General features: G+C 39.3%; 21 protein-coding genes, 6 tRNA genes and 1 pseudogene. 19 read left to right on the top strand and 9 right to left on the bottom strand.

All coding sequences use genetic code 11. From position 1 onward, the window contains the following. Window positions 1–302: 302 nt before the first annotated feature. The 5 genes from NSA57_RS03735 (at window position 303) to NSA57_RS03715 (ending at window position 6440) form a co-directional block, all read left to right on the top strand. The gene (locus NSA57_RS03735; protein ID WP_257464070.1) at window positions 303–986 is read left to right on the top strand and encodes a response regulator transcription factor; all 684 of its coding nucleotides are present in this window, start codon (window positions 303–305) and stop codon (window positions 984–986) included. Then, window positions 983–1879, top strand: coding sequence for a sensor histidine kinase (locus tag NSA57_RS03730; RefSeq protein ID WP_257464063.1), 897 nt, complete (start codon window positions 983–985; stop codon window positions 1877–1879). Before NSA57_RS03735 ends, NSA57_RS03730 begins: the two co-directional genes overlap by 4 nt. Before the next feature lie 119 nt (window positions 1880–1998). Beyond that, entirely contained in the window at window positions 1999–2679 is a 681-nt protein-coding gene (locus tag NSA57_RS03725; RefSeq protein WP_257464062.1) for an ABC transporter ATP-binding protein, read from the top strand. 14 nt (window positions 2680–2693) lie between these two features. Further along, window positions 2694–5243: an ABC transporter permease gene (locus tag NSA57_RS03720; protein ID WP_257464061.1), complete on the top strand. Its 2550-nt coding sequence runs from the start codon at window positions 2694–2696 to the stop codon at window positions 5241–5243. Between the two features lie 144 nt (window positions 5244–5387). After that, window positions 5388–6440, top strand: coding sequence for a CHAT domain-containing protein (locus NSA57_RS03715; RefSeq protein WP_257464060.1), 1053 nt, complete (start codon window positions 5388–5390; stop codon window positions 6438–6440). Between the two features lie 150 nt (window positions 6441–6590). Here the strand turns inward: NSA57_RS03715 and mobQ are convergent, their stop codons facing one another. From mobQ to NSA57_RS03680, 7 genes are all read right to left on the bottom strand, one after another. After that, entirely contained in the window at window positions 6591–8300 is a 1710-nt protein-coding gene (mobQ, locus tag NSA57_RS03710; protein ID WP_257464059.1) for a MobQ family relaxase, read from the bottom strand. A gap of 141 nt (window positions 8301–8441) precedes the next feature. Then, a complete protein-coding gene (locus tag NSA57_RS03705; protein ID WP_257464058.1) occupies window positions 8442–8663 on the bottom strand; it encodes a DUF3847 domain-containing protein in 222 nt (73 codons plus the stop codon). A gap of 190 nt (window positions 8664–8853) precedes the next feature. Beyond that, the gene (locus tag NSA57_RS03700) at window positions 8854–9687 is read right to left on the bottom strand and encodes an ATP-binding protein (RefSeq protein ID WP_257464057.1); all 834 of its coding nucleotides are present in this window, start codon (window positions 9685–9687) and stop codon (window positions 8854–8856) included. Next, entirely contained in the window at window positions 9684–10400 is a 717-nt protein-coding gene (locus NSA57_RS03695; protein ID WP_257464056.1) for a replication initiator protein A, read from the bottom strand. Before NSA57_RS03695 ends, NSA57_RS03700 begins: the two co-directional genes overlap by 4 nt. Before the next feature lie 21 nt (window positions 10401–10421). Continuing rightward, window positions 10422–10808 carry an adenylate cyclase gene (locus NSA57_RS03690; protein WP_257464055.1) on the bottom strand — a complete coding sequence of 129 codons (387 nt, stop codon included), beginning with the start codon at window positions 10806–10808 and terminating at the stop codon, window positions 10422–10424. A 3-nt stretch (window positions 10809–10811) separates the two neighbouring features. After that, window positions 10812–11729 carry a ParM/StbA family protein gene (locus NSA57_RS03685; protein ID WP_257464054.1) on the bottom strand — a complete coding sequence of 306 codons (918 nt, stop codon included), beginning with the start codon at window positions 11727–11729 and terminating at the stop codon, window positions 10812–10814. A gap of 204 nt (window positions 11730–11933) precedes the next feature. Beyond that, window positions 11934–14186, bottom strand: a complete 2253-nt coding sequence (locus NSA57_RS03680; RefSeq protein WP_257464069.1) for a tetratricopeptide repeat protein — start codon at window positions 14184–14186, stop codon at window positions 11934–11936. Between the two features lie 343 nt (window positions 14187–14529). Here NSA57_RS03680 and NSA57_RS03675 point away from each other — a divergent pair, with 343 nt between their 5' ends. The 6 genes and pseudogenes from NSA57_RS03675 to NSA57_RS03650 all read left to right on the top strand — a co-directional run bounded on the left by NSA57_RS03675 (window position 14530) and on the right by NSA57_RS03650 (window position 20042). After that, window positions 14530–14697, top strand: a complete 168-nt coding sequence (locus NSA57_RS03675) for a hypothetical protein (RefSeq protein ID WP_257464053.1) — start codon at window positions 14530–14532, stop codon at window positions 14695–14697. A 76-nt stretch (window positions 14698–14773) separates the two neighbouring features. After that, complete coding sequence (locus NSA57_RS03670) at window positions 14774–16363, top strand: recombinase family protein (RefSeq protein WP_257464052.1); 1590 nt, start codon at window positions 14774–14776, stop codon at window positions 16361–16363. Further along, window positions 16360–17952, top strand: a complete 1593-nt coding sequence (locus NSA57_RS03665) for a recombinase family protein (RefSeq protein WP_257464051.1) — start codon at window positions 16360–16362, stop codon at window positions 17950–17952. The genes NSA57_RS03670 and NSA57_RS03665 overlap by 4 nt, the downstream gene beginning before the upstream one ends. 107 nt (window positions 17953–18059) lie before the next feature. After that, the gene (locus NSA57_RS03660; protein ID WP_257464050.1) at window positions 18060–18908 is read left to right on the top strand and encodes a S8 family serine peptidase; all 849 of its coding nucleotides are present in this window, start codon (window positions 18060–18062) and stop codon (window positions 18906–18908) included. Window positions 18909–18973: 65 nt separating this feature from the next. Further along, window positions 18974–19180: a helix-turn-helix domain-containing protein gene (locus NSA57_RS03655; protein WP_257464049.1), complete on the top strand. Its 207-nt coding sequence runs from the start codon at window positions 18974–18976 to the stop codon at window positions 19178–19180. Continuing rightward, a pseudogene (locus NSA57_RS03650) lies at window positions 19170–20042 on the top strand (KilA-N domain-containing protein). The gene NSA57_RS03655 and the pseudogene NSA57_RS03650 overlap by 11 nt, the downstream one beginning before the upstream one ends. A 76-nt stretch (window positions 20043–20118) precedes the next feature. Here NSA57_RS03650 and NSA57_RS03645 read toward each other — a convergent pair. After that, complete coding sequence (locus NSA57_RS03645; RefSeq protein ID WP_257464048.1) at window positions 20119–21519, bottom strand: IS30 family transposase; 1401 nt, start codon at window positions 21517–21519, stop codon at window positions 20119–20121. Between the two features lie 255 nt (window positions 21520–21774). Between NSA57_RS03645 and NSA57_RS03640 the strand changes: the two genes are divergently transcribed. The 7 genes from NSA57_RS03640 to NSA57_RS03610 all read left to right on the top strand — a co-directional run bounded on the left by NSA57_RS03640 (window position 21775) and on the right by NSA57_RS03610 (window position 23882). Continuing rightward, window positions 21775–21846 (top strand) — tRNA-Glu (locus tag NSA57_RS03640). 76 nt (window positions 21847–21922) lie between these two features. Further along, window positions 21923–21995: transfer RNA gene (locus NSA57_RS03635), tRNA-Thr, on the top strand. 4 nt (window positions 21996–21999) lie between these two features. Beyond that, window positions 22000–22073, top strand: a tRNA-Ile gene (locus tag NSA57_RS03630). Window positions 22074–22085: 12 nt separating this feature from the next. Further along, window positions 22086–22159, top strand: a tRNA-Asp gene (locus NSA57_RS03625). 6 nt (window positions 22160–22165) lie between these two features. Beyond that, a tRNA-Val gene (locus NSA57_RS03620) sits at window positions 22166–22238 on the top strand. A gap of 20 nt (window positions 22239–22258) precedes the next feature. Further along, a tRNA-Leu gene (locus NSA57_RS03615) sits at window positions 22259–22344 on the top strand. A 161-nt stretch (window positions 22345–22505) separates the two neighbouring features. Next, window positions 22506–23882: an MATE family efflux transporter gene (locus NSA57_RS03610; protein ID WP_257464047.1), complete on the top strand. Its 1377-nt coding sequence runs from the start codon at window positions 22506–22508 to the stop codon at window positions 23880–23882. Window positions 23883–23955: 73 nt separating this feature from the next. Here NSA57_RS03610 and NSA57_RS03605 read toward each other — a convergent pair whose 3' ends face one another. Next, a complete protein-coding gene (locus tag NSA57_RS03605) occupies window positions 23956–24981 on the bottom strand; it encodes a LacI family DNA-binding transcriptional regulator (RefSeq protein ID WP_257464046.1) in 1026 nt (341 codons plus the stop codon). 299 nt (window positions 24982–25280) lie between these two features. Between NSA57_RS03605 and NSA57_RS03600 the strand changes: the two genes are divergently transcribed. Further along, window positions 25281–26159 (top strand): ABC transporter permease, encoded by an 879-nt coding sequence (locus NSA57_RS03600; protein WP_147598627.1) that lies wholly within the window; start codon window positions 25281–25283, stop codon window positions 26157–26159. Window positions 26160–26170: the final 11 nt, after the last annotated feature.

Genomic DNA, 26170 nt, shown 5'->3' with positions numbered 1-26170 from the left:
TGAAATAAGATTGATTTAGAGTCAGGATATTTCAAAACAGGCGGTGGACGGATAAAAAAGTAAAATATGTACTTGTTAAGTTTAAAAATCCATGATAACATAAGCATAGCAGTTTTTTTGTATTGTTTTAGGTTGTCTTGTGGTGATTCAACAATAAAACATATATAAAAAAACTGCTACTTTTATTTTGAGGAAAACAGATTTCTTTGAAAAAAAGTAATAGAACCACGTACTTAGGACTAGCCGTCGCGCTAGCGACTTGGTACAATTATCATTGATTTTAAAAGAAAGTAGAGCGAATGATGAGCGAAAAGTTACTGATTGTTGAAGATGACAAAAAATTAAATGATGGAATACGCCTTGCCTTGAAGAATGATTCCTATTTCTTTTATCAGTGCAGAACTTTGCAGGAAGCGAGAGATATCCTAAACAGGGAAGATATAACATTGGTTTTATTAGATGTAAACTTGCCAGATGGAAATGGAATTGATTTTGTAAGAGAAATCAGGAAAAACAGTCAAGTACCGATTATTCTGCTTACTGTAAATAACATGGAAGTAGATATCGTAACAGGATTGGAAGCTGGGGCAAATGATTATATTACGAAACCATTTAGTTTGATGGTTCTGCGTGCAAGGGTATCTGTGCAGCTTAGAAATAAAGAGGCAACAGCAAAGGATTCTATGGAGTTCGATGGACTTGAGTTCTATTTCGATAAAATGGAATTTTTTAAAAACAGAGAACCGATTGAACTTAGTAAGACTGAACAAAAGTTATTGCGAGTGTTGTGTGAAAATAAAGGTAAAGTATTGAAACGAGAATACTTGATCGACGAGGTATGGCAGGGGGATACAGAGTTTGTGGATGCCCATGCCCTGACTGTTGCAATCAAACGTCTCAGAGATAAATTGGAAGATGATGTACAGAAGCCTAAATATATCAAGACGGTTTACGGAATTGGTTATACATGGGCGGTGAAAGAATGACAGAAAAAATTATATGGGTTGCAGGAATATTTCTCCTGAGCGGAGTATTTTGGTACTGTATTTTTTATCAGAAAGAAAAAAGGCTTTTGAACCGGCTGCAGCAAATGCTGGATTGTGCGATAGATGGAGAATTGGAACGGACAGAAATATCTGAAGAAAAGTATTCTACCCTTGAAAACAGCATGAAACAGTATTTAGACAGTAATTTTCTGGCAAGAAAGAACCAGCAGGAGCAGAAAGAAGTGATACAGAAACTTATTTCCGACATTGCACATCAGACATTGACTCCTATTTCAAATTTGAAAATTTATGGGGAAATACTCTCTGAATCGAATCATGAAAATCAGGAAGAGATAGATACCATTTTGGAACAGACGGAGAAACTAGATTTTCTGATACAATCACTGGTCAAATTATCTCGGATGGAGAGTGGGATTATCGCAGTACACCCAGAAAAGGTTGGTATCAGGCAGTTGCTGGAGGATATTCGGCAGCAGTTTGCTGCAAAAGCAAGGGAGAAGAATATTACCTTGAGTGTGTGCGATACAGATTTGTATGTTATCTGTGATTTGAAATGGACGGCAGAGGCACTTGGAAATATCGTAGACAATGCGATTAAATACACGCTGGGCGGAGGAACAGTCCAGATGAAAGTGGAGAAGTATTCTTCCTTTGTGAAGGTTGATGTAATCGACGATGGTATTGGAATCAAAAAGGAAGAAATACCAAAGATATTTGGAAGGTTTTACCGAAGCCTGTCAGTAGCGGATCAACCAGGGGTAGGAGTTGGTTTATTTCTTGCAAGAGAGATTATTCAGGCGCAAAAAGGATATGTGAAAGTGAAATCAGAGATTGGGAAAGGTTCCACATTTTCTGTGTTTCTTCCCGTATAAGGTGCGAATAGTATCAAAACTGTGATATTTCAGAAACCGGATGGAGACATTGTTATGATAAAGTCTGTATTGTAAAGATCAATACAGGCTTTTTTACAATATAAGACAGGGAGGAAGACATGAATATATTAAAAGCAGTAGATTTACAAAAAATATATGGACAGGGAGAAACGGAAGTTCGAGCCCTTGATGGTGTAAATTTGGAAGTGGAAAAAGGGGAGTTTGTAGCGATTGTTGGGACTTCTGGGAGTGGAAAGTCTACGATGCTCCATATCATTGGTGGATTGGATAATCCAACATCCGGGCAGGTAATTGTGGATGGACAGGACTTAAGCCATATGACAGATGAAGAGCTTACCATTTTCAGGCGCAGAAATATTGGTTTTGTATTTCAACAGTATAATTTAGTTCCGATGCTGAATGTATGGGAGAATATTATTCTTCCCGTGAAACTGGATGGCAAAAAGATTGAAAAGAAATATGTAGATGAAATCATTGATACACTTGGTATTCGGACAAAATTGGAAAATCTGCCAAGTGCTTTATCCGGGGGACAGCAGCAGAGAGTGGCAATTGCAAGGGCTTTAGCGGCAAAACCTGCTATTTTGCTGGCAGATGAACCGACCGGAAATTTGGACTCCAGAACAAGCCAGGATGTATTAGGACTTCTAAAAGTAACCAGTAAGCGTTTTCATCAGACCATTGTAATGATTACCCATAATGAGGAGATTGCCCAGATGGCAGACCGGATTTTGCAGATTGAAGACGGAAAAATTGTTTCAGATAGTGGATTGGTATAGCAGGGGGCGGTCATATGGTAAAAGTAGAGAATAAAGAGACGTTACGATTATTGACGAAGCGTTTTATGAAAATGAATCGTGCCAGAAATGTGATTGCTGTCATTGCCATCATGCTGACTTCCCTTTTATTTACAAGTCTCTTTGTGGGGAGTGTATCCATGATTCTTTCCAAAAGAGCAACGGAAATCAAACAATTTATGGATTCCGCCCATGCCAGTGCACAGAATCTGTCAGAAGAAGATGCAGAGCGATTGCAACAGACAATCGAACAGAGCGAAGAGGTGGAACGATACGGTTCCGGTATTTTTTTGGGAGCCGGAATGGATGAGCGGTTTGGATTTTCCGTAGAGGTCAGATATGCAGATGAAAATATGGCAGAAAGTTTTAATTGTCTGCCAACCACAGGAAGACTGCCAGAAAAAGAAAATGAAGTAGCACTCAGTAGCATGATATTGGAAACGCTAGGTGTTACACCAAAGATAGGGGAAGAAGTAACGCTGACCTGGGAAGTAAATCCAATGTTGAAACAATATAAGACTGATACATTTCAGATATGTGGTTTTTGGCAAGGGGATAAAGCTGTTTTAGGACAGATGGTCTGGGTATCCGAAGCCTATGCAGAGGAGAATCGTTATCCTGTTACACAGGAAGAATTAGAAAATGGCATCTATAATGGAGGCAAAGAGTATTCTGTCTGGTACAAGAACCTTTGGAATCTGGAAAAGAAAACGGAAAATATATCTAAAGCAGCAGGCTTTACGAAAGCTGGAACAGGAATGGAAGTCAATCCAGCATATAATCTGTTGGAAGAAGACTCTTTTTCCTTTACTTCTCTTATCATAATGATCCTGTTTGTGATACTGGCTGGATATCTGATTATCTATAATATTTTTAGCATTTCTGTGAAAACGGATATTCGGGCTTATGGACTGTTGAAGAATGTGGGGACAACAGGAAAGCAGTTGAAGAAAATTGTGCGTATGCAAGCATGGCGATTGTCAGCAGTGGGGATTCCAATTGGATTACTTTGCGGTTATCTTGCAGGACTTTGTATGGCTCCGTCACTGACCGCAGATGCTGAAATCAGCGCACAGGCAGGAAAGACTGCCCAGACAGTGGTGTCAGCCAATCCTTTGATTTTTCTTGCCGCAGCACTTTTGACACTTTTGACGGTGTATCTCTCCAGTCTGCAGGCTTGTAAAATGGTGGAAAAGGTATCTCCGGTGGAAGCTCTGCGCTTGGCAGAAGGGGGACAGTCACAACGGAAAATAAAAAAGAATACTTCTGTAACCTGGTGGGGGATGGCAGTTCAAAACGTGTTCCGAAATTGGAAAAAGGGATTGATTGTTATGCTTTCTATCGCTCTTTCTATGGTAGTGGTCAACTGTATCGTGATGCTGGTGCAGGGATATGATTTTGAGTCTTACAGGAAAGTATTTTTAGCATCCGATTTTCAACTGGATCAGATGACAAATAGTTTGTTAAATACGAATTTTAACGGTATTACACCTGAAATCAAAGAGATTCTGAATGAATGTCCTGACAGTGATCAAACAGGATATGTGTATTATTCAGAAGAGACACATAGGATGGAACCGGAACTTCTGAAAACATGGGAAACATTCGCAGATAAATATGAAGAAAACTGGACCGAGTATGAAGAACAGGTTTGGGAAGAGGCAAAGGCTTCCAATACAGTAAGTGTTCATTTTCTCGGAATCAGCGAGTCGGTGTTTGACAAGTTAGAATGGAGAGGGGAAAAATGTTCTTGGGATACCTTTAAAAGCGGAGATTATGTACTTGTAGATTATGGTGACAAATATGCAGAACATCCGGTTTCTTATTATCAGACCGGGGATGTTTTTCAGATGGAATATAAGAATGGAAACCAGAAAGAATATGAAGTCATGGGAGAAGCGCTGATGCCATATGCATTGGATTATCCGTATGCAGATCTTATCTATATTACGGTATTAGTTCCGGAAAAGGAGTATATCACCCAGACAGGAAATGAATCGGCCATGTATGCTGCTATTGATGCAAAGAAAGGAGCGGATAAGCAGGTAAAAGCGTATATTGATGAAAATATTTTGAAAGAAAATGATATGATCAATGTGTTTTCTGTATTGGATATGGAAGCGAGCTTTCAGCGGTTTGTCAGCAAATATTATATGATCGGTGGTTTCCTTGTCGTTATTTTAGCTTTTATCGGTATTATGAATTTCTTTAATACAACAGCAACTTCTGTAATCAGCAGAAAAAAGGAACTGGCGCTTTTGGAAGTTGTTGGGATGACGAAAAAACAGGTATCGAAAATGCTGGTGTCTGAGGGATTCTTATATTTAGGAGGCGCATTTGTAATTGCAGTATTATTAGTTGTGTTTGGAGCAGAGAAGATTTTAGCAAATACACTCGGTACGGCATTTTTCTTCCGAATGCACCTTACAATCGTGCCATGTATTCTTATGATACCGATTTTGATTGGGATTGCGTATGTGATACCAAAATATCAGTTTAAGAAGATGAGTCGGGAAAGCGTTGTGGAAAGGATTCGTAAAGAATAGAGATTAAGTAGGGAATGTAGTGGAAAGCAAGTCTGAAAAATGACTTGCTTTTTCTTTACTATGTGGAAAAGTGATGTATAATTACATTAGAGAGAAAAAATTAGGTTTTACGAGTTGGTGAGACTTCAATATATGGAGGTATATATGGCTCTTATAGATACATATAGAAAAAATATCATAAGGAAGAGAGAAGAGAGTGTTAAGTTAGTTTCTGATAAAGCTAAGGAAAAGGATAAAATTGCAAAAGCAAGAATTAAGATTGATAATGCAAATGCTGCAATAACAAGAACGAAGAATGTAACTACAATTAAGTCAAAAATGAATGATATAAACAGAGCAGAAAAAGAGATAACAGCAGCAGAAAAGAAAATTGCATATATAGAAAAAAAGAGTTCAAAATTGGAAAAAGAATTATCGGATGAACAGAAGAAGGTTGAACGAGAAGAAGAGAAGGCGCATGAGCAACGAATGAAAGAGGAAGCAGAAATGCAGAAAAAAACTCAACGTCAGATTTCAGAATTAAATAGGACGGTTCAAGTTCATGAGCAGAGACAAAGTGAAATGCAGAGCCAGATTGAGAATTTACAAAAAATCCCAGAAATTATAACTGTCCTATTCTTGGCATCAAATCCTATAGATACCCAATCATTAAGATTAGATGCGGAATCTCGGGCAATACAAGAAATGATTAGAAAATCAGATTATAGAGACACTATCAGATTCGAAACAAGATGGGCAGTGCGAACATCGGATCTTTTACAGGCAATTAACGAAGTGAACCCTGATATTATTCATTTTAGTGGGCATGGTGCTTCTAATGGGGATTTAGCTTTTGAAAACGTGAATGGACAGAGTAAATTAGTTACTAAAGAGGCAATGGCACAGATAATCATGACGCTTTCAGATAAGGTGCGATTGATTTTCTTCAATGCGTGTTTCTCTGCAATTCAAGCAAAACATATTGTAGAACATGTTGATGCCGCAATTGGAATGAACACATCTATAGGTGATGAAGCTGCACTTGTATTTGCTTCGCAGTTTTATTCCTCAATAGGTTTTGGGAAAAATTTGAAATCAGCTTTTAATCAAGCAAAGGCAGCTTTAATGCTGGAGGGAATTCCAGAAGAAACAACACCTGAGTTATTTGTTCGAGAGGATTTACAAGCAGAAAATATTATTTTAGTACAACCACAATAGATTATCTACAATTATGCTTAATGAATATGGTGTTTTGATCAAAGTTTAGTCATTAATAGAGAACTAAGTAAATTGTTGTTTATAGAATTGAAAATGGAAATATAAAGGGCGTATGGGTTTGATTGGCTCCCATACGCCTTTTAAAGATAACTACAATTCCATATCACGTGATTTTTTCTTGGAGCGAACAGGTTGTTTTCTTCGCATTTCCTGCTTTTTCTGATACTCAAGTTCCCATGAGCGGCGGGAAAAGAGGTTTGGGTCTTCTGCGTTCAGATAATCTACTTTGTTGGATGCAAAATCACGGCGGTGATAGTCATAATATTTACCAAAGGCACCTTTGAGTTGTTTAATCAATTTATCCCGAAAATCAGATCGAATCTGGATCCTGGCATCCAGTAATTCTGTATATTGGTCTGATTTAGGACAAAATCGTTCTTCTCGGAAAGCTGAGGCATCTTTTTCAAGCTGTTCTTTGAGGGTGGCATCCTGAGAATCCAGAGTTTCCAGATTTTTCATCATCTGATTGTATCTGTCAGAGAGTTTAACCATATCTTTATCGGTGGAACACTCTGCCTGAAATAATAGTTGCTCTTTAGCGGATTTCAGTTCCTCGATTTCTTCTGTTACAGTTGTAATCTGCTGATTTAATTTTATATGCTGGATTGGATTTAAGAAACTGGTTTTATCTTTCTGTAAATTCAATGTTTTTTTCTCAGCAGCTTTGTCTTTCAGTTTTTTCTTTACGGTGTTGTATTTGCTTAAAATCGGTTTGAGATTGTACATCCAGTCGTGAATTACCTCTTTTTGCATTTCATTATGAAGCAAATGATATTGTGTAAAAATCATATGGTTTCGGATTGCTTCCAATGTCTCGGCGATTGCAGGAATAGATTTTTCAATGGCTTGAGCCAGTTTAGCAACTTGGGCTTTTAATTCTCTGAGTAATTTATTGTCTGCACGAATCTGACGATTGATTTCGCAACGTTCTGCAACCATGCCTTTCTTTTCCATATCCTGAGCAATATAACCTTCATGAATAGTAGGCTGCTCTGTGATTCCCTGTGCGGAAAAGCTGCGGTGATCAATAGAGGCTTTGATTTGATTTTGAGCAAGCATCTTGTTTGTAAAATCCGCCCAATTTGCTCTCCAGACACAGAGTTGTTCATCGCTATTCCATTGTTCAGAAATGGGATTTTGTCTGCCATACCGGGTACTTTTTGGATGTTTATCAATACGTTCATAGCCTTGCTCCTGAGCGGCGGATGGAGTAAGATAGATTTTTTTCTTTCCTGCTTTATAGCGGTACTGCTTTTCCCATCCGTCTTTCTGTGCTTCTTTATATTCAGAAGCAGTAAATCCTTTTTCTTCTCCGTTTTTTACACAAAGATATTCTTTTTCAGTTTTATATTGCCATGTTCCGTTTTCATTTAATGGACGGACAGTAAGTAGAATATGAGCGTGTGGATTGTGTCCGTCGGTATCATGAATGGCGAAATCGGTACACATGCCCATATCTACAAAGTTTTCTTGAATAAAGTTCTGAAGAAGAGAAATATGACTGTCCTTGTTTAATTCGACAGGAAGTGCTACAACAAATTCTCTTGCCAGTCTGCTGTCCTTTGTTTTTTCAGCAGCTTCTACAGCATTCCAAAGCTGTTCTCGGTCTTTCCATTCAGCCGGAGCCATCGGTGGAAGCATTACTTCCTGATAAATCAGTCCATGTTTTCGGGTATAGTCATGCTGGATGCCATCATAATCATTATACATCCGACTGCAGCTCATATAAGCAGAGGCTGCGACAGCAGACCGCCCGGAACCACGACTGACGACTTTAGCTTGCATATGATAAATTGCCATATCTGGCACCTCCTTTCGATGTTGCTTGCAACAGCGGATAGCCCTCGGCAGAGCGCACGAGCCTGACCAACGGGAAGGATACCACCGCCCGATTTATCGGGTGGTGAGTAAGTGCGCCCTTCGGGAGTATAAATTCTTGGTTTACAATCCTCTTAGTCGGATTATCAGTTCCTGTTTTAGAGTATCTAAATCCATTTCTTTGATATGGGGAGCAACGTTTTCCAGAATTGCTCCTTCTTGAATCAATCTGCGTGTTCTGGCATTACGCTCTTTTTTTCGATTTCTTGCTTCGGCTTCTTCCTGACGGTGTCTTGCCTGTAAAAGTGCTTTTTCTTCAGTTGTCATTGTTTTGTTATCTGCCATATTTGGCACCTCCTTTTATGCCCGTATCCGGGCGTTTTTAGTTTTGATTTTTTTCTATCTGGTACTAATGTTTTGATGGATTGACAGTAGTACATTTCACTTGAAAAATAGTTCGAGAGAATAGCACTACTGTCGGTTGATTGTGATAGTTGTGCAACGGTGTTTTGTCTGCTTTTGGCACGAACAGGTATCACAACAGGATTTTTTTAGCTTCCTGTAGATTTGCAGAAGCATTTTCCTGACGAATGTTACGGTTATTGATACGAACAGGAACACATCTTTCTAAAATACGGTCATAAATTCTTTTGTGTGGTAAATCGGAAGGAGTGTTCAGTTCTTGCAAGGTAAGATTCGTTGTTACAATGAGTGGTTTTTTACTTCGATAACGGCTGTCGATTACGTTGAATACCTGTTCCAGTGCAAATTCTGAATTACGTTCAATCCCAAGATCATCAATAATCAGCAGACTATATCGATTTAAGCTGTCAATGAACTGATTTCTGTCTTCAAAGTGCATCCCGGTAAGTGTGTTCAGAATCCGGGAAAAATTCGTCATAAGAACTGGCACTCCTTTTTCAAGAAGAGCATTGGCGATGCATCCGGCAAAGAAAGATTTTCCGGTACCAACATCTCCCCAAAGAAGAAGACCTGAGGAGTTGGATTTCATTTTTTCCCAGTTGTCTACATAATTGTGTGCCAGTTTCATTTCTGTGTTCATTCCGTTATCCTTATCAAAGGTATAGTCATATAATGCTTTATCCTGTAGACCGCTGGCTTTCAGATGTTCGATTTCAAACTGTTTTTCTCGGAGTGTTCTTTGCGCTTCTTCCTGCTCATAAATTTCTCTTTGGCATTTACAAAGAATAGAGGGAAGGAAGATTTTACCTTGTAACATGTGCCTGCTCTGTCTGGGAGTATGGCATTTGGAACAGTAAATCAGCTGATCTTTTTCATTAAAATATTCATCAGATTGAAGTTGTCTGTTTGGTTTCAAGATGTTTGGTTCTTCTATAAATTTTGTCATAATGTTTCATATTCCTCGCTTTCATAAATTCTTTGTTGGGAAAGGGGATTGTCCTGCCTTGCCCAGTTGATGATAGTAGCTGCATGATTCCGGTATTGTTTTCCGGTGGAAGCCATGTAGCCGGATAAACGTTCAATATATTCCTTCCAGTCACTAACGGAATGTTTGATTTCTTCCAGTTCCTGATCGGAAAGAAATACATTTTGAAATTTTCCATATGGCGAGAGGTTCTTTGCTCTCTCATTTTTCGATAAATTATTTTTTTCTCTTTCTTTTTTATTAGTGGACAGTTTTTTGTCTGTCTCAGTGATAGAATTCTGTCTGTTAGAAGGACAGTTTTCTGTCTGTGTCAAAGAAAGTATTTTGTCTGTATGGTGGAAAGTTCCTAACGGAAATTTCACATAAATTCGATTAGGCTGTCCAACACCCTGCCGTTTCCGTAGAATCAACTCACTTTTCTCCAATGATGTTAAAGATGTTTTGATGGTCATCTGACTCTTGTGCATAACTTTTGCCATTGCTTCAATGGTAAAATAGATGAACACATGACCGGATGTGTCTGTCCAACCTTCATTTTTAAGAGAGAGCCTTGCACGATCCAAAAGAATTACATAAAGTAGCTTAGTTGTTTCATTTAGCTCCGTATCCAGAAGAAAACGGGGAAATACCATATAGGGCGGCAGGCTTGTATCGGCTGTCAGAAATTCTGTCATGTGTCCACCTCCTAAATTCGGTTATTCACCGAGAAAATCCCAGTCCACATCTTCTGTATCGGAATTACAGTTTTTTGAATCTGTCAAGGAAGCTTGTTTTGGAGTTCCAATTTGTACCATACCTACGGTCAGACCGGAGAGAAAAAGTGGAAGTGATTGTTTCAGATTTTGTTGAACGCCCTCTACAATTTGATTGATAAATCGTTCTTCTCGTTCCCTTGTTTCCAAATAAGGGTCTTCGGCGATACGATAATATCGGTCAAAGTAATCCACCAAAGCGAGGGAAATTACATGACTGTAGGATTTGAATTCCTGCCGGTTCATAGATTGTAAATATTCCCATGCTTTGCGTTGCAGGTCTTTTTCCAGATTGAAGCGTAGGTTCGTATTTCTGATTTGATTTGACATGGCTTATTTCCCCCTTTTCAGGCTCATATAAGCCAGATTTTCATATCCTTTGGCTGTGGCACAGATATCATCAAGGATTGTGACACGAGAATTATCATAGATTCCAAAGTTACGGACGAGACATCCCCCACCGCCGACTACATACAAACGCATTAAATCGGGATTGTATTCATATTTACGAAGCGTGGAGAATATATCTGCCACATATTGCTTGGCTACCGATGTGATACAATCCAGATATGGAGCTGCAATATCTGCTGTACCGAATCGAAGAATCTGTTCTACAGTAGCTTCCTCGATTTTGACTCCGAATTTATCCAAGATGGCATTTTTTGCAGCAATCATGCATTGGTTTACACCGAGTTTTTCTGTCCAGCATCGGTTTTCCTGTGCTTTCTTATTGTTGATATACAGAATGTTCATAGTGCCATTACCGATATCCGCAAGAAGATTTGTCCCTTTGAAATTACCCAGTTGATTTATAATAGCCGGATACCCCTGTGGATAAAGACTGCATCCAACAAAGTGAATGTGATACTCTTTATTGTTGAAGCGATAGTGAACTTCGGGATTCTGAAGCAGGTAGGAGCGGAATTTTTCACGCTGATTCCGTATCCATGTCAGAGGAAGTCCAGCCGTCAGATGAACATCTGCTTCACGAACGGAGTAGATATTCAATTCTCTTGCAACAGCCATGAGGGTTAGGAGATAATACTCTTCATCCATAGCTTTGTCTGGGATAAATTCTTTGTGACCTTCTCCAATCCGGTAGAATATATCGTTATATTCTAAAATGTTTCCGGTGAAGATAGGTTCTGTTTCATAGGCTTTGATACCTGTTGGTGTGACTGTGTTGGCAGTCTTGATATTGCCGTATCCATGATCTACAGCAATGATTTTGGTGTTTTTGATTTCTCTCATAAAAAATACCTCCATTTTCGTATTGATTTTTTCAGTAGGCTGTACCAGTGTGGTACTGCTTGCTGTGAGATAAGCATACGAAAAATGAAGAGAAAAGGCATTGAGTTGAAATTGAGTTGAAATTGAAGAAAAGAGAGGATAAAAATAAGAGTGAAGACATTTATGTAAAATGAGCTTCACTCTTTTGGGAAAGATGTGTTTAAATTATACTTGTTTATTATTTGTGTGTAAGAGGCTTCTTGCCAGAGCAATCCCGACCTGCGGATACAGTTCGTGAATTTCTCGATATTTTTCTTCAATCAATTCCGGTTCGTCTGCCCAGATTTCCGCATAAATTTTCAAGGCTTTTTTAAAATGTATTTTTGCCTGTGAGGTATTTGCTGTGATCAGGCATATATTTCCCAGGGATTCCTGTACCTGAGCATAATCCAGACAGTGGTCTGAATTGTATTCTTTGATAATCCGTGCAAGTTTCTGGAGAGAGGACATGGCACGTTCTGGTTCCTGCATTTCTGTTAATAAGGCAGCGTAATTGCTAATCTGAGGAATGCTGTCATTAGTATAAAGAAGTCCATATTGTTCTAATAGTGAGATGCCCGTTTCCATGTGTTCTCTTGCCAGTTCTATTTGACCTTGCATCCGATAAAGTCCTCCCAGATTTGCATGAAGGTTAGAAACAAGGTGGGCATTATCTTTTGAGGTTTCTTTTATTTGAGTAAGCGCTTCTTTTTCTAACTGGATGGCTTTCTGTGGTTTGGTTTCCAGAGTTGCCTGATAATCCAGTAATAGCGCCCGGTCAGAAGCAGTTCCGTGATTATTTGTTTTTACAAGGAACTTTAATTCTTGAATGATCTCTGTCATGCCTTTTTGATAGTGATATTTTTCCATATACGGAAAGACGTTTTCTAAAAATAACAGGTATTGGAGAATATCATCTTTTTCAATTAGCTGCATGATGTTTTCTATTGTTTGAAACAATTTTTTGTAATAACTGATCTCAACACCGTGCATCAAACATATTTTTTGAAGAGAACTCAATAAGGTGTGACAGTTTGTAACGGAAGGGCTGGTTTCAGAAAAAGCGATTTCCTGAATCATTGGATGCAGAGAAATAGTATGCCGGAGACTTGACTGTACAAAACCTGTCTCAATCAGATCATTCACGTCATTTAAAGTAGGCAGCTCCAGCCATTTGGAAAATATACGGGCAGAAATACCAGATGAAGGCATAAAACACATATTGCACATAATATCCTGTTGTTTCCGTGATAAGGAGTATAACGAAAACAGGGTATGGATATGGTTGTAATAGGTGGCTTTTTTGCTCTGACCATCTTTCATTACTTTAATCTTATCTTCATTATGAAGAGAAGCCTTTTCCTCTTGAAGTTTTATCAATAATTGCTCTGGAGTTAAAATTCCATTTTCCAGAAGTTTGGCTGCCAGTTCGACAGCAAAAGTATGGTAGTGTACAGTTTCTATGATTTTTTCTACGATTGCCCGGTTTTCCTCTGCTTCTGAATAAAATACAGATGTCAGTTGAAAAAGAGTGGGTATATCTTTCAGTTCTTTTAATTGAAAACTACAGTATTCAGACAGTTGGCTTCTGGTTGTAAATAAAACCCGACAACGGTATTTTAATACGACTGACAGGCAACTGTCCTGTGTGGATGTGACATTAAAATTGTCTATGATCAGCAGTGTATCAGATTTCAAAGAGCGTAAGAAACGGTTATGTCTTTGAAAACGTTCCTGCTCACTGATTTCTGGTAGATCATCAATAAAATCCATGTCTACAATATCTTGATATAGATTACCGGTGTATTCCATATAGAGAATATTGGTGTACTGTTTTCTGTATTGCTTTGCATAGGCTTTAGCAAGCTCGCTTTTTCCAATTCCGGCAATTCCATAAAGAAATATATGTCGGTTCTCTTCAAACAAAGTATGGAGTTCATCCAGTTCTTCTTCTCTTCCTAGAAAATGACGGCATGGTTTCGGGACTTCGCTGTCCATAATGTAATCCAGAACAATCGGAGATAGAACACCTCCTGCAATCAGTTTTTGATTTCTTGTATCACGTTTAATAAATTGCCGTTCCATACCAAAAGAAAGTACTTTTGCTAAAAACAACAGCCTTGAATCAGAAGGTTTATATAGAGATACAAGTTCCTGCTTTTTTGTATCCGAAATAGTATCGTCCTGTATGAATAACGTGTAAATGTCCTGTATAACCATGTTGCAGTCTGCCATTAAGGGAAGTAAGTTCCGCTGAATGGTTGTTGCCAGTTTTTTCTGATTGCTGGGTTTTGCATAATATGAGGTTATTTTGGGACTGATTTTTGCTTGTCCGGTTATCCAGCGGCAAATCAGACCATTATCCATAGAAAAATCTTCATTTATCGGATCATTCATAAAATCTTCGAATAATTCGTATAAAAAATCAGGTTGGTTCATCTGATTGCTTTCACTGATTTGATTTTTTAGGCATGTGCTAATAGAAGAAAAATCACATCGTTCCAACAGAAATCCCTCCTTTGGTTTTCGTGTTTTATATTCTTAAAGTCTTTTTATTATAACACGAACAAATGTTCTGGACAATAGGAATTGATACTGTATAGGAAGAAAATGAATCTTAAAAACTCAATCTGCGGTCAATTTCAATTCAATGTGATTGGTGCAGAATAATTTTAGAATGTAATCAGGCTTTCGAAAGCCGAATTCAATTCATACAGAACTTTTGTACAATCCTGCCGGCATAGGATGTAGAGAGAACTGTATGCTGAAGGAGGCATATAGCATGAATACGTTATTTGATTCTGCAGAAGTTCTGGATACAAAAAAAGAAATTCAGAAAGAGGATGTAAGCTATGAACATGCAGGATATCAGATTCGAGTGCATTTTAATGGAGAAAAGACATTGACTCAGTGTATTCAGAATCTAACGGAACGAAAAATTGCAGGTTGATTTTTTATAGTTCTTGTTGTAAGATAAAGACAATTAAAGACAATGACCATACAAGACCAATGAAAAGAGGGATAAAATGTATCAGGCAGGAATTTATTGCCGAATTTCCATTGAAGAGCAAAACAAAGAGGGTGAATACAGCAATAGTATTCACTCTCAGATTCAGATGGCAAGAGATTATATTGCAGAGAAGAAGGATATTGCAGAGAAAAAAGTTTATGTAGACGACGGGGCTTCCGGAAGTAATTTTGAAAGAGCTGAATTTCGGAGGATGCTGGCAGATATTGAGCTTGGTGTTATCAATATGGTGATTTTTAAGGATGTATCACGACTTGGAAGAGAACATATTGATACTAACTATTATCTGGGCAAATATTTCCTGGAGAAACAGATTCGGGTTGTTTCAATTCTGGACAATTATGATTCTGTTATTGGAACTTATGATGAAATGTTAGAAATAAAAACTTTGCTGAATGATATGTATTTGAGAGATACATCCAGAAAGATTAAGACAACGATTCAGACCAAAAGAAGTATGGGCGAATATACTCCGAAACAGCCCCCCTTTGGATATGTGAAAAGTAAAACAATTCATAATCATCTGGAAGTTGATCCTTATGCAGCCGAGGTTGTTCGAAGAATTTACAGAATGTATCAAAATGGATTTGGCTGTACGGTTATTTGCAGGACTTTGAATGAAGATGAAATCCCTTGTCCCGCAAAATATAAAAAGGAAGTTTTAAAAACCAATTATGTATGGGATTCGGGAAAAGGTCTGTGGACATCGTCTACTGTAAGTGGAATTTTAAAGAATCCGGTCTATACTGGGGCGGTTGTGATTCGGAAACATGAAAGACCGTCTTATAAGCTGAAATACAAAAAGGCAATTCCCCTGGAAGAAATGGAGCTGGTGCCGGATGCACATGAGGCAATCATTTCTAAAGAAGAGTTTGATAAGGTTCAGCAAATAAGAAAGGGGCGTAGAGTTTCCTATTTTGATAAAAACAATGAACCACATAAATATGTGGGACTGCTCTTTTGTGGGAAATGTAAAACAGCCATGCGAAAACGTTATCTGGCATCTCATAAAGACTATGACGGATATATGTGTGGTTTTCACCAGAAGCAGGGGCAGAATTACTGTGAGCTGAATCATATTACATTTGAAAAGCTGGATGAACTGGTTGTATTTGCAATCAACCAGCAATTGAAACAGATGAAGATGGATATGAAGAATCTGGAAACTCAGATCAGACAGAAACAGCCGGAACTGGATGGTAAAATTGTAAAATTGCAGGCAAAAATAGAAAGGAATCTGGAATATAGAAAACGAGCATATGAGCAGTTTATGGATGAAGTGCTTTCCAAAGATGAATATCTGGAATTAAAACAGATGTATGAAACAGAGAATCAGAAATATCAAAAAGAATTATACAAACTAAACCATGAGGCGCAAAGTCAACAATCAGCTGTAAATGAGACAAAGATGTGGTTAGGGCATTTTAATCGCAGGAAAATAACGGTAAAGCAGCTTACTAGAGAAGTGCTTGTAGAGTTGATTGATAAAATTTATGTTTATCCCGATCAGAAACTGGATATATATTTTAAGTTTGCTTCAATGGAAAATTCAGCAGATAGAATACTTGAGAAAGATAGGGTGATATGATGTATCAGATGGGTGTATATTGTCGTCTGTCGAAGGATGATGGAGAGAATAAAGTCAGTGAGAGTATTGAAAATCAGATGAAACTGATTCGGGAGTATGTGAGTAAATCAGATGATCTGGAAATCGCAGATATTTATATTGATGATGGTTATTCTGGGCTTTATTTTGCAAATAGACCGGAATTTCAGCGGATGATGGAGGATATTTACAAAGGAAAAATCAAGGGAGTTATTACGAAAGATATTTCCCGGCTTGGACGTGAACATATTGAAACCAGTAATTATATAGAACGTGTTTTTCCTTCTTTAGGCGTACGTTACATTGCAATTTTAGATGGTGTGGATTCGGTTTATCACAGCAATGAAGAACTGGCACAGTTTAAGACGTTGTTTAATGATATGTATAGTCGTGATATATCCAAGAAAATCAGAGGTGCATTGACCGCCCAGAAGAAACGGGGACAGTTTATGTCTGGGTTTGCCCCATATGGATATGTAAAAGATCCGGCAGATAAGCATCATTTTCTTATAGATGAAGAAGCAGCCAAAGTGGTACGGAGAATCTTTTATATGAGTCTGGAGGGGTATTCCAGAGATAGTATTGCAAGGAAGCTGAATCAGGAAGGAATTCTGACACCGTCAGAGTATAAGAGAAAGGTGCAGGGATTGAAATATGCCAATGCATTAGAAAAAGCTGGTGCAAAGGGATGGGCATATCCTACAATCAATGTGATTTTGCGAAACAGGGTTTATACAGGAGCTATGGTGCAGCATAAATCTGAAAAGGTTTCCTACAAAGTAGAAAAATATCATTATATTCCAGAGGAACAGCAGTATATTGTGGAAGGAATGCACGAAGCAATTATCAGCAAAGATACTTTTGAGCAGGTACAGGAACTTATGAAGAAAAGAACACGGACACCGGGCTTTAATAGCGAAGTGAGAAAGGTAAATCCATATGCAGGAATTATTGTTTGTGGAGATTGCGGATATAATTTCCAGAGGGTTACTTGTCGGGATGGTTATGAGTGCGGTACCTATCACAAAAAAGGAAACACAGTTTGTTATTCTCATTTCATTAAAAAAGAAGTATTGGATTCTATTGTAAAAAATGAAATCCAAAGACAAGCGGAACTGGCACTGAAAGAAAGTGATAAGGATGAAATATTAAAAGTAGCAGATAGGAAGAAGGAGGTGCAGAGACGATGTGCAGAAGCAGACCAACAGATTGAACGGTTACAAAAAGAACTTGCGGCTGTCCAGAACTATAAAAAGAAAACTTACGAAAATTATGTAGATGGTGTTCTGGATAAAGAAGAATATCTCTCCTATAAGGCAGAATATGAAAAGCAGGATAAAGATATCAGGGCGAAGATTCAGTTGGCAGAACAAGAGAAAGACAGCTTTGGAGAGGCAGAAGAATCTTATGAAAACTGGATAGAGAAATTTATCAAGTATGGAACATTATCCGAAGTGACAAGAGAAATTGTGACAGAATTGATTGAAAAAATTGTTGTGAATGGAGATAAGAGCATTGATATTGTATTTAAGTATCAGTCGCCTTATCCGGTAGAAAAACAGGCAGTGTAAAGACTGCAAATTTTTTTACAGTAACTTTCCCCTAGTTATAATGAACACACAGAGGAGATTCGCTTCTGGAGACATATTTAAGCAACGTATCTGATGCAGGAAGGACAGTGATCTGCGTGGGGACGGGAAATAATGGAAATGACAGCGTTCATACAGCAGGAATCCTGGAAACAGGTATGCAGGCAGAAATTCCATTCAGTGTCAGCCCCCGGGAGCTGGTACTTAATGTACAGCTGTGGAAATCTTACGCAGATGAAATAGAAATTTCTCTTGTGACTCCTTCAGGAGAAAGGATAGGGCCTCTGTCTGAACAGATTGGAACTCAGAGATATCAGGCCGGAGAAACAGAGCTTCTGATCTATTATGGAAAACCAGGTCCTTTCCAGGTGACTCAGGAAATATATTTTGACTTTATTCCGAGAGGAGCTTATATTACAGGAGGTGTGTGGAAAATTCAGCTTCGGGGACGAAGGATCAAAGACGGCAGTTATCAGCTTTGGCTGCCGGGGGGAAGGGTTTTGAATCCGGCAACCGGATTTTATTATCCGAAGGCAGAGGAAACGCTTACGATTCCCTCTACTGCAGCTAAGATAATTACAGTAGGAGCCTATGATTCCAGACTGAATGCCCCGGCAGATTTTTCAGGAAGAGGCGGGGGTAGCCTTTTTTATCCAAAGCCGGATCTGGCTGCGCCGGGAGTGGAAATTACAGCGCCGGTTCCCGGCGGAGGATATGGAACCGTAACCGGAACTTCGTTTGCTGCGCCTTTTGTTACAGGCTCGGCAGCGCTTTTGATGGAGTGGGGGATCGTTAGGAGAAATGATCCCTTTCTCTGGGGAGAAAAGGTGAAGGCTTATTTAAGAAGAGGCGCGCAGCCCCTGCCGGGATTTAATAAATATCCTGATAATCAGGTGGGGTATGGATGTCTCTGCTTAGAAAGCAGTTTGCCGGATTAAAATATTGTATTTGTAAAAAATGTATGCTACGATATATACACAATGTGTAAAAAGCGAGGGAGAATATGGAAATAAAAGATATAATAAAAGAATTACGGGAAAGTACAGGAATGAATAGAAAAGAATTTTGTGAGTATTTTGGTATTCCTTACAGAACTGTAACAGAATGGGAAAGAGGAACAAGGAAAATGCCGGATTATGTTTTTAGATTATTAGCATACAGGATAAAAATGGAAAATTTTGCAGGAAAGGAAGAGGTGGATGGAGAATAGGATAATTAATGTACAAAATGTTCCAATTTCAATTTCAAAACAAGAACTGGATGATTATATTTGCATTACAGATATTGCAAAAGCTAAAACAGGAGAATCACGTAGTGCAGATGTTGTAAAAAACTGACTGCGAAATAGAAATACGTTGGAATTTTTAGGAACGTGGGAAATGATTTATAATCCTGATTTTAAAGTGGTCGAATTCGACCACTTTAAATCAGAAGCGGGTTTACATACATTTGTATTAAGCGTTGCGGAATGGATTAATAAAACGAATGCCATAGGATTATATGTAAAGCGTGGAAAATATGGAGGTACATATGCTCATAAAGATATTGCCTTTGAATTTGCATCTGCAATCAGTCCGGTTTTTAAGTTATATTTGATAAAAGAATTTCAGCGCCTGAAAGAAAAAGAAAATAAATCAAGACAAATAGAGTGGAATGCTAAACGTTTTCTGACTAAAAATAATTATTTGATTCAGACAGACGCAGTAAAAAACTACTTACTTCCGCAGAAGGATTATAAAGAAAATTTGCAATGGCTGGCATATGCAGAAGAAGCCGATATATTAAATGTGGCTTTGTTTGGATTTACAGCGAAAGCATGGAGAGAAACCAATCCAGGATTGGCAAAAAAGAATAATGTCAGAGATTTTGCCGCCATTAATGAATTGACGGTACTTTCTAACCTGGAATCTCATAATGCACAGATGATTAAAGAAGGAAAAGGGAAAGAAGAACGATTTAAAAGTTTACAGGAAATTGCTGAATATCAATTGAATGTTCTGAATGCAGCAGAGCAGATAAAAAAAATAGAAGTTTGTGACAATGACATAACATCCTCCCCACCTGCTTTGTAACAATTATATAACGTCCTCTATACAGAAATATGCGGTTTTAAGCCATTTTCGTGGCAAAAAACCGCATGTTTTTTCGTCATGCGTGCAAAAATCCGTCCGGTGGACGAATTTTTTTTGTAGCAATGACTTGACATCCCCGGGGGCGTTGTGTACAGACCAAAGTCTCCCTCATATGTGAAAGTTTAAATGAATTCATCCCGGATGCGCAGTTCTTGTGGAATATGCACAGATGAAATACATCCAAACATTTCTTTCCGTATTGAAATTCAAACACCTCATAGGGGCTTTTGTTTCCCAGTTTCTTTCTTGCATAGGAATTGATATGACTCATCATAAGGTCAATCTGTTCCTGCGTGTATTGTCCGATATATTCTCCTTTTGGAATAATCCGGCGTATCATCTCATGGTTGTTTTCGCAACTGCCTTTTTGATAGGGGGCACTGGCATTGCAGTAGAACATCCTTGTGCGAAGCTTTCCCTGGGAATCGCATTCGATAGCGGAAGGATTGGAAAATTCGCTTCCGTTATCAGCCAACAGAAGTGGGAACAGTTCCATGAAGATGTCGGGCCTGAGTTCCAGATAGAGGCGGTTGAAAATATCAATGACCGACTGGGAATCATTTCGTTTCCGGAGAAAAGCAAGCTGTAATTCTTGTTCCACGAAATGGATGGTGAGAAGAACAGCGCCGCCTTTCAGGCCTTCTACAGAATCAATCTGACGAACGGAGAGATCCGGATGTTCTTTTGTATAGGCCTGGAAACAGGAAAAATCACGCCCTTCACGGCAGGCCTTGTCCACCTTGAGATTTCTGGAAACATTTTTTCTGGGACGCATCCGGACTGTTCGGGGCATGTCAAGATTTCTGGCAGTAAAGAGTCCGTTGTTTACATAGGCATAGAGGGTTCTTTCTGACTTCATAAGCTCATCTGCATGGTGGATAGCGATGTGATGAAGGGATTGCCCTTTAATCAGAAGCGGGGAAACGATGTCATCCATCTGTTTCAGCTCCGTTGGGGAGAGGGCAAAACCGGCTCTGGATTCGCTCCTGACCAGTTCATACTCTTTTTGAGCATAGGAAGCCTGATAGAGATGTTTTTCCAGAGAGCATTTATTGCGGGACGGACAGCCGTTGCATACATAGGGCGGCCTGGAAAGTCTGGGGCAGATATACTTTTCGTAGAGGATACAGGAAGAAGTACATTTGCCGCAGGACCAGCAGAGCCGGCCTTTGCGAAAGGAACATTCCCGACATACCATTTGAGCAGAGCACTGATGCAGAAAGGCGAGACGGCAGTCGTTGAATGCCCTGCCATAAGCCCAGCTTTTTTCAAAGCAGATGTGGTTTTTCACTTCTTTGGAGATGGTGGTACAATCCTTATTTAAGAACCTACCGATGGATTTAAAGCTATCTCCTTTATTCAACATGGTTTCAATGGTGATACGAGAGGTAAGGGTTAAATGTTTTTGTTTATTCATAAGGACTTCCTTCCCGCCGGGCAGAAGCAGCCATGTTTATAGAAAGATTTTAGCAGAAAGTTTGGAAAGATTAAATTCCATAGTTGAGGGAAGATGGATTTGTAAGATTAAATTCCACAGAGGGGTGGAATTTAAATTTGCAAGTAAGTAAAAGCAAAAAATTAAAAAAATATAAATTTCCTCTTGCAAAATAAAAACAAGTATGGTATTATAATTTTCGCTGAGGTCAGTAAAAATGATTACAGCGAAAAATAAGGCTCCATGGTCAAGCGGTTAAGACACCGCCCTTTCACGGCGGTAACAGGGGTTCAAATCCCCTTGGAGTCATTTGAAAATAAAAAATGAGATTTTCTTTGACTTGATTCCGACATTTGGTGTATAATAATTTTTGTAAGTATTACGCGCCGATGTGGCTCAATTGGCAGAGCAGCTGATTTGTAATCAGCAGGTTATCGGTTCGAGTCCGATCATCGGCTTTTTGGACCTTTAGCTCAGTTGGTTAGAGCAACCGGCTCATAACCGGTCGGTCCTGGGTTCGAGTCCCCGAAGGTCCATTTTTGTTTTTTGGCCCAGTGGCTCAGTTGGTTAGAGCGCCGCCCTGTCACGGCGGAGGTCGAGAGTTCGAGTCTCTTCTGGGTCGTTATATGGGGTCTTAGCTCAGCTGGGAGAGCATCTGCCTTACAAGCAGAGGGTCATAGGTTCGAGCCCTATAGGCCCCATATCTTTTTTTATATAACATGCCGCAGTGGCGGAACAGGCAGACGCCCGGGACTTAAAATCCCGTGGGTAGTGATACCCGTACCGGTTCGATTCCGGTCTGCGGCATTGATGAAAAGTGGGAGAAACGTTGAATTTACAGCGTTTCTCTTTTTTTAGCTATTTTATATATAATTCTGTTAGTTGTAAAAAATTATAAATTGAGCTATACTGTTCACCAGTATATTGGGAGAAAACAGAGAAATAATGAACGAGAAAGGATGTTTCAAATGAACGATAACAAAAGTTTTCTGGGAACAGAGCCAATTGGAAAGCTTTTGATGAAGCTGGCGCTTCCTACAGTAGCGGCTCAGCTGATCAATATGCTTTATAATATTGTAGACCGTATTTACATAGGCCATATTCCCGGGGACGGAGCGCTGGCTCTGACCGGTGTGGGCGTCTGTATGCCCATTATCATGATCGTGTCTGCTTTTGCAGCGCTGGTAGGCAACGGAGGTGCGCCCAGAGCTACCATTTATATGGGGAAAAAGGATACTGACACTGCTGAAAAAATTTTAGGAAACTGTTTTACCGCACAGATTATAATTTCAGCTGTCCTTACGATGGTTCTTCTGATCTGGAACAGGGATCTCCTCCTTGCTTTTGGCGCAAGTGAAAATACCATTGATTATGCAGTGGCATATATGAATATCTATGCTTTTGGAACTATTTTTGTACAGATCACATTGGGAATGAATCTGTTTATCACTGCTCAGGGATTTGCAAAAACGGGAATGCTTTCCGTACTTCTTGGAGCAGTGACAAATATTATCCTGGATCCGGTATTTATTTTTGGGTTCCATATGGGAGTAAGAGGCGCTGCACTTGCAACGATCCTTTCTCAGGCTCTTTCCTGTATCTGGGTACTTTGCTTTCTGTTTGGAAAAAAGACGATCCTGCGACTGAAAAAAAGATATATGACAGTGAAAAAGGAGATTCTTCTTCCATGTCTGGCGCTTGGTTCTTCTGTGTTTATCATGCAGTCCAGCGAAAGCGTGATCTCTGTATGCTTCAATTCTTCACTTCTGAAATATGGAGGAGATATTGCCGTAGGAGCTATGACCATCCTTACCAGTGTTATGCAGTTTGCCATGCTTCCTCTTCAGGGACTTGGACAGGGCGCTCAGCCTATCATAAGTTACAATTACGGGGCAGGAAATAAAGAACGTGTGAAAGGAGCTTTCTGGCTGCTTTTAAAGTGCAGTATGTTTTATTCCGTACTGTTCTGGGCAGTGGTCATGCTGTTCCCGCAGATGTTTGTGGGAATGTTTACTTCAGATGCAACGCTTGCAGCTTTCACCCGGGATGCGCTTAAAATTTATATGGCAGTGGTGGGACTGTTTGGTATTCAGATGGCATGTCAGATTACATTTGGAGCGCTGGGAAATGCAAAAGCCTCTATTCTTGTGGCTGTTATGAGAAAATTTGTGCTGCTGATTCCGCTGATCTATATTATGCCTGCGATTTTTACGGCAGACAAAGCAAGGGCGGTTTATATGGCAGAGCCGGTTGCAGATACACTGGCAATTACCTTTACCGGATTTTTGTTCTTTTTCCAGTTCCGTAAAGTCCTGAGAGAGATGAACAAAAATACAGACCAATAAAATGTAAATTGGACAGAAATATATAAAACTCTCAGATTTTGGGAAATATTTTCCGAATTCTGAGAGTTTTTTGTCAGTCAGTTGTCTTGCGGCGGATCAGAACAGGAGTGATCTGCTTATGAACAGGAGTTTTTAAAGGAGAAGGCTTCCTTTTTTTCATTTCATCCATTTGGGAGACCAGCAGCTCCAAAGCAGTTTCAGCAATTTTGTCGATCTGCTGACCGATGGTGGTAATGGGCACGATAGCTTCATTTGCGATAGGAGAGTTATCAAAGCCCACAAGACGGTACTGCTCTGGCAGATGTCCATATTTCTGGATGATAAGATTCAGAAATATATTTGCATAAGTATCGTTGGCGAAAAAAATTCCTTTTTTTCTGTCAGGATATTTTTCTTCGATAGTTTCAAAAGTTTCTTTTATCCGGTCAAAGGTTGTTTCATAAGTGGAGCCAAGATCGCCCAGCATGAGTTCGTATGGCACATGATACTTCTGACAGGTATCTTCAAAAGCAGTGATACGGTTATGAGCCGGAACATTTTCGGGTACGGGAACATTGATGTGGATCAGGATATCGCAGTGGTTTCGTATCAGAAGACTGGTTGCCTGCAGTCCGCCCATATAGTTGTCAGTATCCACACTGCAGATATGTTCGGCTTCCCGCTCAATAGCCACAATGGGAATATTGCATTTTGCCAGTTCTGCCGAGGAAAAAGTGTGGCTCAGAATGATCAGACCCTCAATTTTATAAGCCAGAAGCTCATTGATATACTGCTGCTCCCGTTCTCTTCCGTCATTGCTGACAAAGACAAGAAATTTATAGCCGAATTTTGAGTAACTGGACAAAAGCTGATTTAAGATTTCTGAATAATAATGGAGATAGAGATTGGGGATGATGATCCCGACAAATTCGCTTTTTCCGTTGGCAAGGACTTTGGCCAGTTTGTTTTCCTGATATCCCAGTTCTTCCAGAGCTGCGGCTATTTTTTCCTGATTTTCAAGGGTCAGTGAATCCGGGTTATTAAAATATCTGGAGATCGTTGTTTTTGAAAAATTTGTGTAAGCTGCTATATCAGCAAATGTCACTTTTTTTTTCGCCATGATTCTGTACTCCCTGTATTTATATGGTAATTATGTTATGTCAGACACGTTTTTATATGGATATTTACAAGTATAACAAGGCAGATATAAAAAATCAATCTAAAAATAACTGGTTAAGTAACCGGTTATTTTTTAGTTCCAATCTATTGACAGACAGAAAAAAGTGATGTATTATCAAAATAAAGTAACCGGTTACTTAACCGGTTATAAGATCGAAAAAGAAAACGGAGGGAAATGGAGTGAACATTTTAGCGAAAAAGAAAACGTCACCTGTCAAGCGAACGGCAAAGGATAAGCTGATGTATGTAAAAAAGAACTGGCAGCTTTACCTGTTTTTTCTTATGCCGGCACTGCTTCTTACTATCATTTTCAAGTATCTTCCCATGGGCGGAGTGCTGATCGCTTTTGAAGATTATAACGTCATTGACGGCATTCTGGGAAGCGAATGGGTGGGACTGGAATACTTCAAAAGATTCCTGTCATCGCCGGATTTTATGGAATACCTGATGAATACTCTGAAGCTCAGTGCATTTGGTCTGCTTTGGGGATTTCCGATTCCCATTATCCTGGCTTTATTGTTAAATCGTATAAGACGTGAGGGAATACGAAAAAAGATTCAGCTGCTGATCTATGCGCCGAACTTTATATCTGTCATCGTTCTTTGCGGTATGGTTCGTATGTTTCTCTCGCCGGTAGGCCCTATTAATTCCCTCCTCGGGATTGATACAAACTGGATGACAATGCCTTCAGCTTTCCGTACGATTTATATTGCCAGCGGAATCTGGCAGACAGCCGGATGGTCATCGATTATGTATACGGCTGCTCTTGCAAATGCCAGCAAAGATCTGGAAGAGGCGGCAATCGTAGATGGAGCAAATATCTTCCAGCAGATACGATATGTAGAGCTTCCGGCGATTAAAAACATCATTGTGATCCAGTTCATCCTGCAGGCAGGAAACATTATGAGTATCGGATTTGAAAAAGCTTTTGCATTACAGACGGACATGAATCTTCCGGCATCTGAAATCCTTTCAACATATGTGTATCGAATGGGTCTTCTTAATGGAGATTACGGATATTCTACAGCAGTAGGTTTATTTAACGCTATTATCAATGTTATTTTACTGATCGCAGTCAACTGGGTTGTGAAAAAGTTAAATGATGGCGAAGGTTTATAAAGAGGAGGAAA

Source organism: Blautia caecimuris (assembly GCF_024622975.1).
Lineage (GTDB): Bacteria > Bacillota > Clostridia > Lachnospirales > Lachnospiraceae > Blautia_A > Blautia_A caecimuris.
The sequence above is the reverse complement of the archived record's forward strand: the minus strand, read 5'-3'. Positions and strand labels throughout refer to the sequence as shown.